Here is a 12,541-nt window from a genome sequence, read left to right as displayed (position 1 = left end):
TCGACGGACCGGTCGACGGCCCGCCCCGGACACGATAGGCGCGAGATGCTGCGGGTGTCCGGGGTTTCGTGCGGTTCGCTCCCTAGACTGGCGCGGATGCAACCGCCCGTGCTCTCCCCGTACCAGTCGTTGATGGCCGCCACCCCGGTCGTGCACCGGGCCGTCCAGGTCGACGGCCGGACCACGCACTACTGGGTCTACGGGCCCGAGGATGCGGATCGCACCGTGCTCGCCGTGCACGGGTTCCGCGGGGACCACCACGGGCTCGAGACCATCGCCGCGCACCTCGAAGGTGTCCGTGTGATCGTGCCCGACCTGCCCGGCTTCGGCGTGTCCGATCCGCTCCCGGTGTCGGACATCGACGCGTACGTGGCCTGGCTGACGGGGTTCCACGCCGCGCTCGGGCTCGGCCGCGACACGGTCGTGCTCGGGCACTCGTTCGGGTCGATCGTGGTGTCGGCCACCGTCGCCGCCGGGCTCGACACCCGGCTGCTCGTCCTCGTCAACCCCATCGCGGCCCCGGCACTGCAGGGACCGCGTGCCGTCGGGACCGCGATCGCGATCGGGTACTACCGCGCCGGCGCGGTCCTGCCGAAGCCGATCGGGCTCGGGATCCTGCGGAACGGCGCGATCGTCCGGGCGATGAGCATCGCGATGCTGAAGTCGCACGACCCCGCCGTCCGCCGATGGGTGCACGACCAGCACGACCGGTACTTCTCGGCCTTCGCGAACCGCACGAGCGTGCTCGAGGCGTTCCGCACCTCGGTCACCCACGACGTCTCCGAGTACGCCGACCGCATCCACGTGCCCGTGCTGCTCGTCGCGGCCGAGCACGACGACATCACCGCCGTCCCCGAACAGCGCGCACTCGCCGAGCGGCTGCGTGACGCCGAGCTCGTCGTGATCCCGGGGGTCGGCCACCTGGTGCACTACGAGACGCCGGCTCCGGCCGCGGCGGCCGTGCTCCGCCGGATGGCGGACACGACCGGGCGTGCGGGACGCCATGGACGCACTGGACGCGGCGCGGCCGCGACGGACAGCCGACCGTCGGGGGCGGGGCGGGCCTCCCGGACGGCGGACGCGTCGTGACGCGCCTGCGCATCGGCATCGACTGCCGGTACGTGCGGATCGGTCGGCACGACGGCATCAGCCGGTTCACCGCCGGGGTCGTCGCGCACCTGCCGGACCGGCACGACTACGTGCTGCTCGTCAGCGACGAGCGCCAGCTCGAGTCGCTGCCGAGGGACCTGCCGTGGGAGCTGCTGCCCGCGCCGACGGACGCGGGGGAGCCGCTCGTCGCCCGGCGCGTCAACCGGCTCGGGCTCGACGCGGTGTTCTCGCCCATGCAGACGATGGGGTCACGGGGGCGCCGGTACGCGCTCGTCCTGACGCTGCACGACCTGATCTACTACCGCAACCGCACGCCCCCGCGGGAGTTCTCGTGGCCGCTGCGGCTCGGCTGGCGGGCGTTCCACCTGTCCTGGGCGCCGCAGCGGTTCCTGCTGAACGGCGCCGACGGGGTCGTGACGGTGTCCGAGACGACCGCCGGGCTGATCGCCGAGCACCGGCTGACGAAGCGACCCGTGACGGTCGCCTACAACGCGGCCGACCCGGCGACACCGCGGGTGGCCGGAGCGCCACGTGGACGCTCGCTCGTCTACATGGGCTCGTTCATGCCGTACAAGAACGTCGAGACCCTGGCGGCGGCGCTGCCGCTCCTGGGGGCGGACTGGACGCTGCACTGCATGTCGCGGGTGTCCGACGCCGACCGTGCACGTCTCGAGGCGCTGGCTCCCACGGGGACGATCGTGTTCCACGACGGCGCCACCGACGAGGAGTACCTGTCCGTGCTTCGTTCGGCCACTGCGCTGGCGACCGCGTCGTACGACGAGGGGTTCGGCATCCCGCTCGTCGAAGCGATGGGCGTCGGGACCCCGGTCGTCGTCAGCGACATCCCGATCTTCCGGGAGATCGGTGGCTCGGCTGCGGAGTACTTCGACCCGGCGTCGCCGTCCGCCCTCGCCGCGGCCGTCCGGCGGGTCGAGGAACGGTGGGACGAGGCCTCGCGGCAGTCGATCGAGCGTGCCGGTCGGTTCCGGTGGCAGGACTCGGCGGAGCAGGTCGTCCGGGCCGTCGAGCGGGCGGTGGGGGACCGGCGGGGCTGAGGGCTGGTGCGGGTTCGGGCTCGCGGTTCGTGGCGATGCGGAACGACGATGTCGATGTCGTGCGACGTCGACCGTGTCGTTCCACGTCGGACGCGCCACCGCCGCGCCACACCACGCGACCACCGCACGATCACTCCGGCGCGATGACCTGCACGTCCGCCCCGGGGAACACCTTCTGCGTCTCCTCGGTCACCCGCGACACGATCGGCGGCACCGCTGCACCCCGACCCGGGGTCCGCACGACGATCGACTGGTCGCGTGCGGCGTCGGACGGATCCCCGCCGCGCTCCCACGAGCAACGGACCTCCGTCACACCGCCGATGTGGTCGAGCGTGTCCGCCAGTGCCAGGCGCTTCGCCGCGACCTCTCCGGCGCCGGTGACGCCGACCTCCAGGTTGCCGAGGTCGGCGACCACGACGACGCGGACACCGTTGCCACCGGACTCGTCGGCTGCGCGGCTGATGGCGGCGACCAGGTCACGCCGGGCAGCGGTGTCGAGCGACGGGTCCGCCCGGACCGAGGCGATGGCGTCGTAGCTCGCGAACGCCGTCTTCGACGGGGCATGGTGCCGCACGTCGGTGACGCCGGGCAGCGCACGCACGCGCGTGTCGAACCGGTCGAGCGCCACGTCCGGCCGTGGGAAGACCCCGCCGATGCCGTTCTGGACGCTCCCGATGATCGACCCGAGCACCACTGCGATGACCGCGACCACCGCGAGGGTGCTCCCGCCGATGATGAACCACGTGCGGGCCCGGGTGCGGGTGGGGACGCTCGCCGTCTCGGGACCGAACACCCGGTCGAGGTCGTCGTCCTGCTGGTCGAGGGCATGCTGGCCGTGTCGGCTGGTTCCGTCGTCGGACATGTGGCTCCCCTCACCCCGGTGTGCGGGTGCGTCGGAGCCTAGTCCCCGGTCAGCCCCGGCGCTCCAAGGGGTTCTGGTACTCGAACGCGGACCCTCCGGTGGCGTCGGACACGTCGTCGATCGGGTCGTCGAACCGGACGAGTTCGGCGTGGAAGCGCTCGGGGTCCCACCGGAACGAGTGGATGGACCCGTTGCGGATCGGGGTGTTGCGGCGGTCGGCGGTGCCGGGGGCTGCGGCGTTCACGACACTGCGGATCACCGCGCCGTGGGTCGCGACCACGACGACGCCGGCGTCGAACCGGACCGCGATCTCGCCGAGCGTCTCGGTGACGCGGGCGAGCAGCGCGGAGCGGGACTCCCGACCGGGGATGTCGTCGTGCGGGTACCGTGCCGACACCTCGTCGTCGGTCAGCCCCTCGGCTTCGCCGTACGAGCGCTCGGCCAGGCCCGGGTACGTCGTCGGTGCGTCGAGGCCCAGGCGGTCGGCGATGATCGCGCCCGTCTCGGCCGCACGGGACAACGGGGAGGCGACCACCGCGTCGAACGGCCGGCGGGTCAGGAGCTCGGCGGCCTCGGCGGCCTGCCGTCGTCCGGTGTCGTTGAGCGGGATGTCGGTCGAGCCCTGGATGCGGCGCTGCGCGTTCCAGTCGGTCTCGCCGTGCCGGACGAGGTACAGGAGGGTCGTCACCCGTCGATCTTCGCAGACGCGAACGGCAGGCCCGTCCGGGAACCGCGACCGCGCAGGCTCGTCCGGCGGCAGCGCCCGCGCGGGTCCAGGCAAGCCGCGACCAGCAGGTCGGCCCAGGCGACCGCGACCGGGCTAGTCGGTCGCCGCCGCCGCGCTGAGCCGCTCCGCCAGGTGCACGAGCGTCTCGGTGGTGCCGGCGTCGAGCTTCACGGCCGCCCGACGGTCACTGCGGGTCTCGCCGCGGTTCACGATGACCACCGGGTTCTTGCGGCGCGCAGCGTGGTCGACCAGCCGCACGCCCGAGTTCACGGTGAGGGACGAACCGACGACGAGGAGTGCGTCGGCGTCGGCGACGATCGACACGGCCTCGCGGAACTTCTCGGCCGGCACGAACTCGCCGAAGAAGACGACGTCGGGCTTCAGGTCGCCGCCGCACACGGTGCACGCGGGCACGACGAACCGTTCGACGTCGGTGATCTCGACGTCACCGTCCGGCTGCAGCTGCACGGACCCGGGCTCGTCGATCCAGGGGTTCTCGCGGTCGATGGTGGCGGCGAGGTCGGAGCGGGAGAAGACCTGCCCGCAGCGCAGGCACACGGCGCGGTCCATCGAGCCGTGGATCTCGACGACGCGGCGGGAGCCGGCGCGCAGGTGCAGGCCGTCGACGTTCTGCGTGATGACCCCGGCGACGATCCCGGCGTCCTCGAGTGCGGCGAGCGCCCGGTGTCCGTCGTTCGGCACGGCGGCCGCGAAGCTCCGCCAGCCCAGGTGCGATCCGGCCCAGTAGCGCTGGCGCTTCGCGGGGTCGGCCAGGAACTCCTGGAACGTCATGGGCTTGCGCACCACCCGTCCGGCACCGCGGTAGTCGGGGATGCCGGAGTCGGTGCTCAGGCCGGCACCGGAGAGCACGGCGATCCGCTTGCCCGCGAGCACCTCGACGACGCGGTCCAGGTCGTCCGCGGTCACCGATCCGGCGGCCGCCCCGGTGGTCGGTCCGGTCGTCGACGCAGCATCATCCAGCACCCTGTTCACGGTACCCTCAACACCCGACCGTCCCGGTCGCTTCCCAGGCGGAGCGCATCCTCGGCGGACCCGCCCGGCGACAGCCCGGAGCAGCCCGTCGGCAGCCCGGACCCGCGCCGGCCCCGGGCCGCCGGACCCGCGCCGGCCGGCCCCGGCCCGCCTGACCCACCCGCCGCCTCCGCACCACACCGAAACGAGCCCCGTGCACCCCGTCCGCATCGACTCCCTCGACGATCCCCGCCTCGACGACTTCGCCCGTCTGACCGACGTGGCACTCCGCCGGGTCTCGGAGCCCGAGGGCGGCCTGTACATCGCCGAGTCGAACACGGTCATCGAGCGTGCGGTCCGCGCCGGACACGTGCCGCGGAGCATCCTGGTGCAGGAGAAGTGGCTCGACAGTGTCCTGCCCCTGGTCGCGGAGCACGACGGGCCGGTCTTCGTCGGTGCCGACGCCCTGCTCGAGGAGCTCACCGGCTTCCGGATGCACCGCGGTGCGATCGCCGCGATGCAGCGTCCCGAGCTGCCGAGCGTCGCCGACGTGGTGCGGGACGCGAAGGTCGTCGTCGTGCTCGAGGACATCGTCGACCACACGAACGTCGGCGCGGTGTTCCGGAGCGTCGCCGGCCTCGGCGCCGACGCGGTGCTCGTCAGCCCGCGGTGTGCCGACCCGCTGTACCGCCGGAGCGTCCGGGTGAGCATGGGCACGGTCCTGCAGGTGCCGTGGACCCGCATCGGCGACTGGCCCGCGGCTGGTGAGGAACTCCGCGCGCAGGGCTTCCACCTGGCCGCGATGGCGCTGACCGACGAATCGGTCGACCTCGACGCCTTCGTGGCGGACCTGCCCGAGAAGGTCGCGCTCGTGATGGGCACCGAGGGGCAGGGACTGACGCCGGCCGCGATCGCGTCGGCCGACACGACCGTCCGGATCCCGATGGCGCACGGCGTCGACTCGCTCAACGTGGCCGCGGCGAGCGCCGTCGGTCTGTGGGCGGTCACCCACGCCCGGCGGCTCGCCTCCTAGCGCACCACCGAGACCGTCGGGAGGCCCGGGGCGGCCTGGTCCGGCAGCATGCGCCCGCCACGGATCACCAGGGCACGGTCGGTGGCCGGCCCGCCCACCAGGCAGACGCCGACGGGCGCGCCGTCCACGGTCAGCGCCGGTGCACTCACCGCGGGCAGGCCGCCGATGCTCGCGAGCGCGGTCATCGCCGTGGTGGCGGTCCGGGTGCGCTCGAGCGCAGCGGTGTCCGCGTCGAGCAGCGGAGCGGGTCCGGGCACGGTCGGGAACAGCAGCGTCCGACCGGCGAGGGCACGGCGGATCGTCGCACGGACCTCGTCGAGGCGTGCGACGGCGTCGGCGGTCGCGTCGGGGTCGTTCGCGCGTGCCGCCCGGAACCGGTCACCGACGACGGGGCTCAGTGCGCCGGGGTGCGCGTCGATCCAGGGGCCGTGGGCGGCGAGTGCCTCGGCGGCCTGGACGAGGCGCATCTGCTCCTGCAGTGCTGCGGGGTCCGGGATGCCGAAGTCCCGCAGCCGGACGGTCGCGACGGGTTCGTCGAGTGCCTCGACGAAGGCGGTGAAGGACCGGGCGACGGCCGGTTCGACGAGTGCGACGAGTTCCTCGGGGACGACGAGCACGGTCGCATCGGAAGCCCCTGCCGTCGCGGGCGGCGGCACGGTGGCGTCGAGGGCGGCGAGCAGCACACCGTGGCTCCGCGTGAGCCACCCGACGGTGTCGAACGACGGCGCGAGCGGGAGCAGCCCCTCGCGGGACACCGTGCCGTGGGTCGTCCGGAGGCCCCAGAGCCCCTGGTACGAGGCGGGGACCCGGACCGATCCCGCGGTGTCCGTGCCGATCCCGATCTCGGCCGTCCCGAGGCCGACGGCCGATGCGGATCCGCTGGACGAGCCTCCAGGCAGTCGGGTGGGAGCCGCGCTGTTCGGCGGCGTGCCGTGGTGCGCGTTCCGGCCCGTCAGGTTGTAGGCGAACTCGTCGGTGCGCGCGATCCCGCGGATCGAGGCGCCGGCGGCGAGGAGCGCGGCGACCGCTGCGGCGGGCGCGGTCTCGACGGGGGCCTCGCGCAGGTACGTCGGGTTGCCCGCGCCGACCGGCTGGCCGGGGACGGCGTAGAGGTCCTTGACCGCGACGGTCAGGCCGTCGAGCGGTCCGGAGGCGGTGGGGGCGACGAGCGGGTCGCCGACGGCCCGCCAGACGGTGGTGTCGACGGCCTTGGGGCGGGCGGTGACGTGGGCTGCCTCGATGCGCCAGCGGGGGCCCGCGCCGGTGTCGCCGTCGTGGGTCTCGCGTTCGCCGGTGTCGCCGTCGCGGCGCCAGAGCTGGGTCTGGAGGCCCTGCCCACCCGCCGCGAACCGGGACACTGACACGACGAGGGCACGGTCCTCCGTCAGGGGGCGGACCTCGACGTGCGTCAGCGACCGGGTCGCGACCCCACCCCGTGCCCCGCGGAACGCGCTGATCGCGTCGTGCCCGACGAGCAGGCCGCGGTCGTCGCCGCGCATCGTGCCGGGGGAGTCGACGAAGGCGGCGTCGAGGGCGTCGAGGTCGTTCGCCAGCAGGGCGGCCTCGTAGGCGTCGAGCGCCTCGAGCAGGCCTTCGGGCGCGGCGTCGGGCGCGGGCGACGCCGGGGGCGTGGTCATCGGGCGGGCTCCTCGAAGTCGGCCTTGCGGATGCGGGCGTGGACCCCGGTGACCAGGTCCACCACCTGCGAGATGTTGAAGTCGGTCGCGGCCGACAGGTACGCGTACGCCAGGTGGCGTTCCATGCCCCAGCGCGCGCCGAGGATCGCGACGGCGTGCCGGACGCACTGCCGGACGGCCTCGTCGAGGTCGGGGTCCATGCCGGTGGGCACGAGGAACTCCTGCGTCTCGGCGACGGGCCAGACCAGGTCACCGAAGCGCGCGGCGGCCTCGGCTGCCGGGGTCAGGTCGAAGCGGATCGTCGCGCGGAGCGAGGCCTCCATCGCGGTGAGTGCGACCTCGCCGTCGCCCTGGGCGAAGTGCGGGTCACCGACGTGGGCGAGTGCGCCGGGGACGAGCACCGGCAGGTGCAGCTGGGACCCGGCCTGCAGCAGGTTGACGTCGATGTTGCCGCCGTGGCGACCGGGCGGGACCGAGTGCAGCCGCTCCCCGGGGGTGGCGACGCCCATGATCCCGAGGAACGGGGCGAGGGGGAAGTGCGCGAAGCGGTCGCCGGCGGCGGTGAGCGGGATACGGCCCCGCCGGCCCTGGTCGGTGTCGACGACGTCGGCGAAGACGCTCACCGTCGTGCCGTCGACCGGGAACTCACCGTGCAGGGCGCCGCGGCCGTGCCGGTTCGACACGACGCCGTAGTGCACCCGGGGCAGAGTCTCGAGGACCGTCATCGTCAGCACGTCACCGGGACGGGCACCGCGCACCGCGATCGGCCCGGACACGACGTGCGGTCCGTCCGCCGAGGGGTCGCGGTGACCGGAGTGAACGATCGCGACGGCGTCGGCGAGGACGTGCTCCGGAGCGACGCCGTGGTCGCCGAACCAGGCGACGGGGTCGCTGCCCTGGTCGGGGAGGATCCCCTCGTGGCTGACGGTGTCGATCGTGACCGACTCCCCTGGGCCGATCGTCAGGGCCGGGGTGTCACCGTCGCTCGGCAGCCGGCCCCAGAGGACGGTCTCCGGGTCGACGGGCAGGGCGTGGTCACCGCGGACGGGCCCGGCGCCGGGCTGCAGGGTCGCCACCGCGGGGGCGGTGGTCTCGCGTGCGGTGGTGCGGTGTGTGGTGGTCATCGTTCCGTCCTCCGTTCGACCAGGTGGGCCACGTCGGCCAGGTGGTCGGCCATCGCCCGCGTCGCGCCCGCGACGTCGTGCTCCCGGATCCGCTCGAGGATCCGCTCGTGCCACTCGAACGACGACCGGCGCCCCTCGCTGGTGCTGTGCGAGCGGGCACGGACGTCCTGCACCCAGCCGCTGCTGAGCTCGCACAGGGACACGAGCAGGGGGTTCCCCGAGGTACGGGCGACCTGCACGTGGAAGGCGACGTCCTGGGCGAGCGACTCCTCCGGGCTGAGCCCCGCGTGGGTGGCGGCGAGGATGCGTTCCAGGGTGAGCAGGTCGGCCTCGCCCGCCCGCGACGCCGCGAGTCCGGCGACCTGCGGCTCCACGACGGTCCGGAACTCGGCGACGTGCTCGGCCCGGTGGTCCAGGTCGTCGCGGTGGTGGTCGAGCAGGGCGGACGCTTCCTCCGGCCGCGGCAGCACCACGGTGCCACGACCAGGGGTCCGGGAGACCAGGCGACGGCGCTCGAGCTCCTGCAGCGCCTCGCGGATGGTCGTGCGGGACACGGCGAGGTCCTCGGCGAGGGTGCGTTCCGGCGGCAGCTTGTCGCCGGGCTGCAGGTCGTCGAGCACGAGCGTGCCGAGGTGGGCGGCGGTCGCCGCGCTCAGGGTCCGTCCACGGTGCATGCCCTCGACCGTAGGGCCGATTGGTCTGCTTGGTTCATTGGTACGACCATCTTTTACACGGCCGTCACACGCGGCGTCGGAAGCCGAAACACGGCGGGCGAATGGTGGAGCACGTCCCACCCGCACCGACCGGAAGAGGGGTTCGACGTGGACCTGGTCCTCACCAACGCACGGCTGACCGACGGTCGATCCGTCGACGTCACCATCGCCGACGGCGTGATCGTCAGCGTGGCCGACGCGCTGCCCGGTGCCGCCGCTCCCGCTGGTTCCGCGCGCGTGGTCGACTGCGCCGGACGTGTGCTCATCCCCGGGCTCATCGAGGCACACCTGCACGTCGACAAGGCCCTGCTCGACCGGGAACGCCCGAACCCCGACGGCACCCTCGCCGGCGCCATCGCCGTCACGGGGGAGCTCAAGCGCGGCTTCACCCACGCCACCGTCCGCGACCGCGCCCGCACCCTGCTCGACCAGGCCATCACGAACGGCACGACGCTCGTCCGCGCACACCCCGACGTCGACCCGATCGTCGGGCTCACCGGGGTCGAGGTGCTGCTCGACCTGCGCGACGAGTACCGGGACGCCCTCGACCTGCAGATCGTCGCGTTCCCCCAGGAGGGCATCGCCAAGGCACCGGGCACCCTCGCGCTGCTCCGTCAGGCGCTCGCCGCGGGGGCGGACGTCATCGGTGGCTGCACGTACAACGAGCACACCCTGTCCGCGTGCCACGAGCACGTCGAGACCGTCCTCGACCTCGCCGAGGAGTTCGGGGTGCCGGCCGACCTGCACGCCGACTTCGCCGACGACACCTCCGACCCGCGGTACGCCCTCGCCGGGCACATCGCCGACCGCGTGACCGCCCGCGGGCTGCAGGGGCGGGTGGCGCTCGGGCACGTGACCTCGGTCGCGAGTCTGCCCCGCGGCGAGCGCCGGGCGTTGTTCGACCGTCTGGCAGCTGCCGGGGTCGCCGTCGTGCCGCTGCCCGCGACCGACCTGCACCTGGGCGGCCGGTCCGACGACCACGACGTGCGGCGCGGGGTCGTGCCGGTCCGCGAACTCTGGGACGCCGGGGTCACGAGCGCGTACGCGTCGAACAACGTCCGGAACGCCTTCACCCCGTTCGGCAACGCCGACCTGCTCGACGTCGGGCTGCTCCTGGCGCAGACCGGGCACCTGTCCGGCCCGGACGACCTGCGCCGGGTGCTCGCCATGGCGACCACGGGGGCGGCGGAGGTCGTCGGCGTCGCGGACACCCACGGCATCCGGCCCGGCGCCGCCGCCGACCTCGTGGTGCTCTCCACCACCGACCCGGACGGCGTCCTGCTCGACCGGCCGGACCGCGCCCTGGTCGTCAAGCGCGGCCGGGTCGTCGCCGAGACCACCCGGACCACCCGCCTCACCACCAGCCGCACCACGAACCGATCGAAGGAACTCAGCCATGCGTGAACGGATCCCGCACGAGATCGTCGCCTCCGTCCTGGCCGGTGCCACGGCGTTCATCGGGGGCAACGCCCTGCACCTGCCGACCTGGGCGATCTTCATCAGCTGGGCGGGGATGTTCCTGCTCGGCAGCAAGCCGACGCTGCGGAACGCCACGCGCCTGTGGGCCGCGATGCCGATCGGGTCGGCGTTCGGCCTGGTCATCGTCCTGCTCGACCAGCGGTTCGGCACGCTGTTCGGCGAGGGGCAGGCTGCGCAGAACACCGTGCTGGCGCTGCTCATCCTCGTCGTGAACTGCGCGCTGATGTACACCGGTCGCACGAAGCTGTTCGGGCTCGTCCCCGGCATGTTCCTCGGGTTCGCCTCGTTCTTCGCGACCTGCTTCGGCGGCTTCGGGTTCGACCCGGGGAACGCCTGGGCGGCCTGGGTGTCGGTCGTGCTGATGAACGCGCTCGGGCCGGTGTTCGCCTACCTGTCCCGTCGGCTGACCTTCGCCCGGGCCGAGACGACGGGCTCGGCTGGTTCGGTCGGCTCGTCCGACCCGGCCGCTTCGGCCGACCCGGTCGCCGCGACCGACGCCGGCGGCGCAGCGACCCCGCCTCCTGCTCCGGAACGCCAGCCCGACCAGCCCGTCGCAGCCTCGGCCTAGGAGCGGACCGGTACGCTCGGGTCCCGTGTCACGAGTCGTCCGCCGCCCCCGCTCCGCCGTCCGGAGGCCGGTCACGATCTCGGTGGTCGCCGTCCTGCTCCTGGTGGCGGGGTACCTCGTCGCCGCGGCCGTCGTACCGTTCGGCCCGGCGAGCGCCAGCACCACCACGTACTCGGCACCGAAGACGACCGTCCCGGCGCTGAGCTTCCCGGGGTACGGCGCGACGGCGGTCGAAGCGACGGACTTCCCGGAGAGCCTGCGCACCAGCGGCGACACGAAGCCCCGGTCGATCGCGAGCATCACGAAGGTCGTCACGGCGCTCGTGGTGCTCGACGAGAAACCGATGGCCGCGGGGGAGTCCGGTCCGTCCATCCGCTTCACGAAGCAGATGGAGGGCCTGTACGCCAAGTACGCCGCGCAGAACGGCGAGGTCGCCCCGATGCCCGCCGGCCTGAAGCTCACCGAGCACCAGACGTTCCAGGTGATGCTCATGAAGTCGGCGAACAACTACGCCGGCGCACTCGCCATCTGGGCCTTCGGGTCGATCGCCGCCTACGAGCACGCGGCGAACGACTGGCTCGACGAACACGGCCTGGACGACACCACGATCCACGAGCCGACCGGCCTCGACCCGGACAACACCTCGACCGCCACCGACCTGGTCGAGCTCGGGCAGCTCGCGCTGGCGAACCCGGTGGTCAAGGACATCGTCGGCACCCAGGACGTCACGATCCCGACGGTCGGCGAGATCGAGAACTCGAACAAGCTCCTCGGCCTCGACGGCATCGAGGGGATCAAGACCGGCACCCTCGACGAAGCCGGCGCCTGTCTGCTGTTCGCGGCGACGTACGAGCGCGGCGGCAGGGACGTCACCGTCGTCGGCGTGATGCTCGGCGGTGTCGACCACGACTCCCTCGACGTCGACGTGCAGCGGTTGCTGCGGTCCGTTGCGGACAACTTCCAGGTGGTGACGCTCACGCACCAGGGGCAGACCTTCGGCACCTTCTCGACCCCGTGGCAGGACGAGGCCGACGCGGTCACGACGAAGGCCGCCGAGGTGCTCGTGTGGGGCAAGACGACCGTCACTGCGAAGGCGAAGCTCGAGCAGGTGACCTTCGGCACGAAGGGCGAGCGGGTCGGGCACGTGCGGTTCCGCATCTCCGACCACGACCCGGTCACGGTGCCGCTCGTGCTCGAACGCACGATCGACGACCCCGGCGTCTGGTGGCGCTGGACGAACCCGTTCCAGGGGGCGTGACGC

General features: G+C 73.3%; 12 protein-coding genes. 6 read left to right on the top strand and 6 right to left on the bottom strand.

Annotated features, from left to right (window positions below; all coding sequences use genetic code 11):
• Nucleotides 1-96 precede the first annotated feature (96 nt).
• On the top strand, nucleotides 97-1,089 hold the full coding sequence (locus DEJ01_RS07305; protein ID WP_258370542.1) for an alpha/beta fold hydrolase: 993 nt from the start codon (nucleotides 97-99) through the stop codon (nucleotides 1,087-1,089).
• Nucleotides 1,090-1,094: 5 nt separating this feature from the next.
• Nucleotides 1,095-2,165 (top strand): glycosyltransferase family 1 protein, encoded by a 1,071-nt coding sequence (locus tag DEJ01_RS07300; protein ID WP_111023087.1) that lies wholly within the window; start codon nucleotides 1,095-1,097, stop codon nucleotides 2,163-2,165.
• A 130-nt stretch (nucleotides 2,166-2,295) separates the two neighbouring features.
• Here DEJ01_RS07300 and DEJ01_RS07295 read toward each other — a convergent pair whose 3' ends face one another.
• The 3 genes from DEJ01_RS07295 to DEJ01_RS07285 all read right to left on the bottom strand — a co-directional run bounded on the left by DEJ01_RS07295 (nucleotide 2,296) and on the right by DEJ01_RS07285 (nucleotide 4,681).
• Nucleotides 2,296-3,027: a hypothetical protein gene (locus DEJ01_RS07295; protein WP_111092623.1), complete on the bottom strand. Its 732-nt coding sequence runs from the start codon at nucleotides 3,025-3,027 to the stop codon at nucleotides 2,296-2,298.
• A gap of 49 nt (nucleotides 3,028-3,076) precedes the next feature.
• A complete protein-coding gene (locus tag DEJ01_RS07290; RefSeq protein WP_111024980.1) occupies nucleotides 3,077-3,715 on the bottom strand; it encodes a histidine phosphatase family protein in 639 nt (212 codons plus the stop codon).
• 132 nt (nucleotides 3,716-3,847) lie between these two features.
• Entirely contained in the window at nucleotides 3,848-4,681 is an 834-nt protein-coding gene (locus tag DEJ01_RS07285; RefSeq protein WP_111046434.1) for a Sir2 family NAD-dependent protein deacetylase, read from the bottom strand.
• Nucleotides 4,682-4,940: 259 nt separating this feature from the next.
• Between DEJ01_RS07285 and DEJ01_RS07280 the strand changes: the two genes are divergently transcribed.
• Nucleotides 4,941-5,759 carry an RNA methyltransferase gene (locus DEJ01_RS07280; protein ID WP_111024981.1) on the top strand — a complete coding sequence of 273 codons (819 nt, stop codon included), beginning with the start codon at nucleotides 4,941-4,943 and terminating at the stop codon, nucleotides 5,757-5,759.
• Here DEJ01_RS07280 and DEJ01_RS07275 read toward each other — a convergent pair.
• The 3 genes from DEJ01_RS07275 to DEJ01_RS07265 are packed head-to-tail and all read right to left on the bottom strand — an operon-like array spanning nucleotide 5,756 to nucleotide 9,194.
• On the bottom strand, nucleotides 5,756-7,396 hold the full coding sequence (locus tag DEJ01_RS07275; protein ID WP_111092622.1) for an AtzH-like domain-containing protein: 1,641 nt from the start codon (nucleotides 7,394-7,396) through the stop codon (nucleotides 5,756-5,758). The genes DEJ01_RS07280 and DEJ01_RS07275 overlap by 4 nt on opposite strands.
• Nucleotides 7,393-8,520: an acetamidase/formamidase family protein gene (locus tag DEJ01_RS07270; protein WP_111092621.1), complete on the bottom strand. Its 1,128-nt coding sequence runs from the start codon at nucleotides 8,518-8,520 to the stop codon at nucleotides 7,393-7,395. Before DEJ01_RS07270 ends, DEJ01_RS07275 begins: the two co-directional genes overlap by 4 nt.
• Nucleotides 8,517-9,194, bottom strand: a complete 678-nt coding sequence (locus tag DEJ01_RS07265; RefSeq protein WP_111030131.1) for a FadR/GntR family transcriptional regulator — start codon at nucleotides 9,192-9,194, stop codon at nucleotides 8,517-8,519. The genes DEJ01_RS07270 and DEJ01_RS07265 overlap by 4 nt, the downstream gene beginning before the upstream one ends.
• Before the next feature lie 147 nt (nucleotides 9,195-9,341).
• Between DEJ01_RS07265 and DEJ01_RS07260 the strand changes: the two genes are divergently transcribed.
• Genes DEJ01_RS07260 through DEJ01_RS07250 form a run of 3 tightly spaced genes read left to right on the top strand, consistent with a single transcriptional unit; the run spans nucleotide 9,342 to nucleotide 12,538 of the window.
• On the top strand, nucleotides 9,342-10,637 hold the full coding sequence (locus DEJ01_RS07260; protein WP_111046375.1) for an amidohydrolase family protein: 1,296 nt from the start codon (nucleotides 9,342-9,344) through the stop codon (nucleotides 10,635-10,637).
• Nucleotides 10,630-11,280 carry a DUF1097 domain-containing protein gene (locus DEJ01_RS07255; protein WP_111055566.1) on the top strand — a complete coding sequence of 217 codons (651 nt, stop codon included), beginning with the start codon at nucleotides 10,630-10,632 and terminating at the stop codon, nucleotides 11,278-11,280. The genes DEJ01_RS07260 and DEJ01_RS07255 overlap by 8 nt, the downstream gene beginning before the upstream one ends.
• A gap of 25 nt (nucleotides 11,281-11,305) precedes the next feature.
• Nucleotides 11,306-12,538 (top strand): D-alanyl-D-alanine carboxypeptidase family protein, encoded by a 1,233-nt coding sequence (locus DEJ01_RS07250; protein WP_146247573.1) that lies wholly within the window; start codon nucleotides 11,306-11,308, stop codon nucleotides 12,536-12,538.
• The last annotated feature ends 3 nt before the right edge of the window (nucleotides 12,539-12,541 follow it).

Source organism: Curtobacterium sp. MCLR17_040, assembly GCF_003234735.1.
GTDB lineage: Bacteria > Actinomycetota > Actinomycetes > Actinomycetales > Microbacteriaceae > Curtobacterium > Curtobacterium flaccumfaciens.
The sequence above is the reverse complement of the archived record's forward strand: the minus strand, read 5'-3'. Positions and strand labels throughout refer to the sequence as shown.

What these genes read in the sequence shown, in the direction of transcription:
- DEJ01_RS07270 (WP_111092621.1), bottom strand. Translation starts at nt 8,520, where the DNA reads ATGACCACCACACACCGCACCACCGCACGCGAGACCACCGCCCCCGCG.
- DEJ01_RS07305 (WP_258370542.1), top strand. Translation starts at nt 97, where the DNA reads ATGCAACCGCCCGTGCTCTCCCCGTACCAGTCGTTGATGGCCGCCACC.
- DEJ01_RS07275 (WP_111092622.1), bottom strand. Translation starts at nt 7,396, where the DNA reads ATGACCACGCCCCCGGCGTCGCCCGCGCCCGACGCCGCGCCCGAAGGC.
- DEJ01_RS07265 (WP_111030131.1), bottom strand. Translation starts at nt 9,194, where the DNA reads ATGCACCGTGGACGGACCCTGAGCGCGGCGACCGCCGCCCACCTCGGC.
- DEJ01_RS07295 (WP_111092623.1), bottom strand. Translation starts at nt 3,027, where the DNA reads ATGTCCGACGACGGAACCAGCCGACACGGCCAGCATGCCCTCGACCAG.
- DEJ01_RS07255 (WP_111055566.1), top strand. Translation starts at nt 10,630, where the DNA reads ATGCGTGAACGGATCCCGCACGAGATCGTCGCCTCCGTCCTGGCCGGT.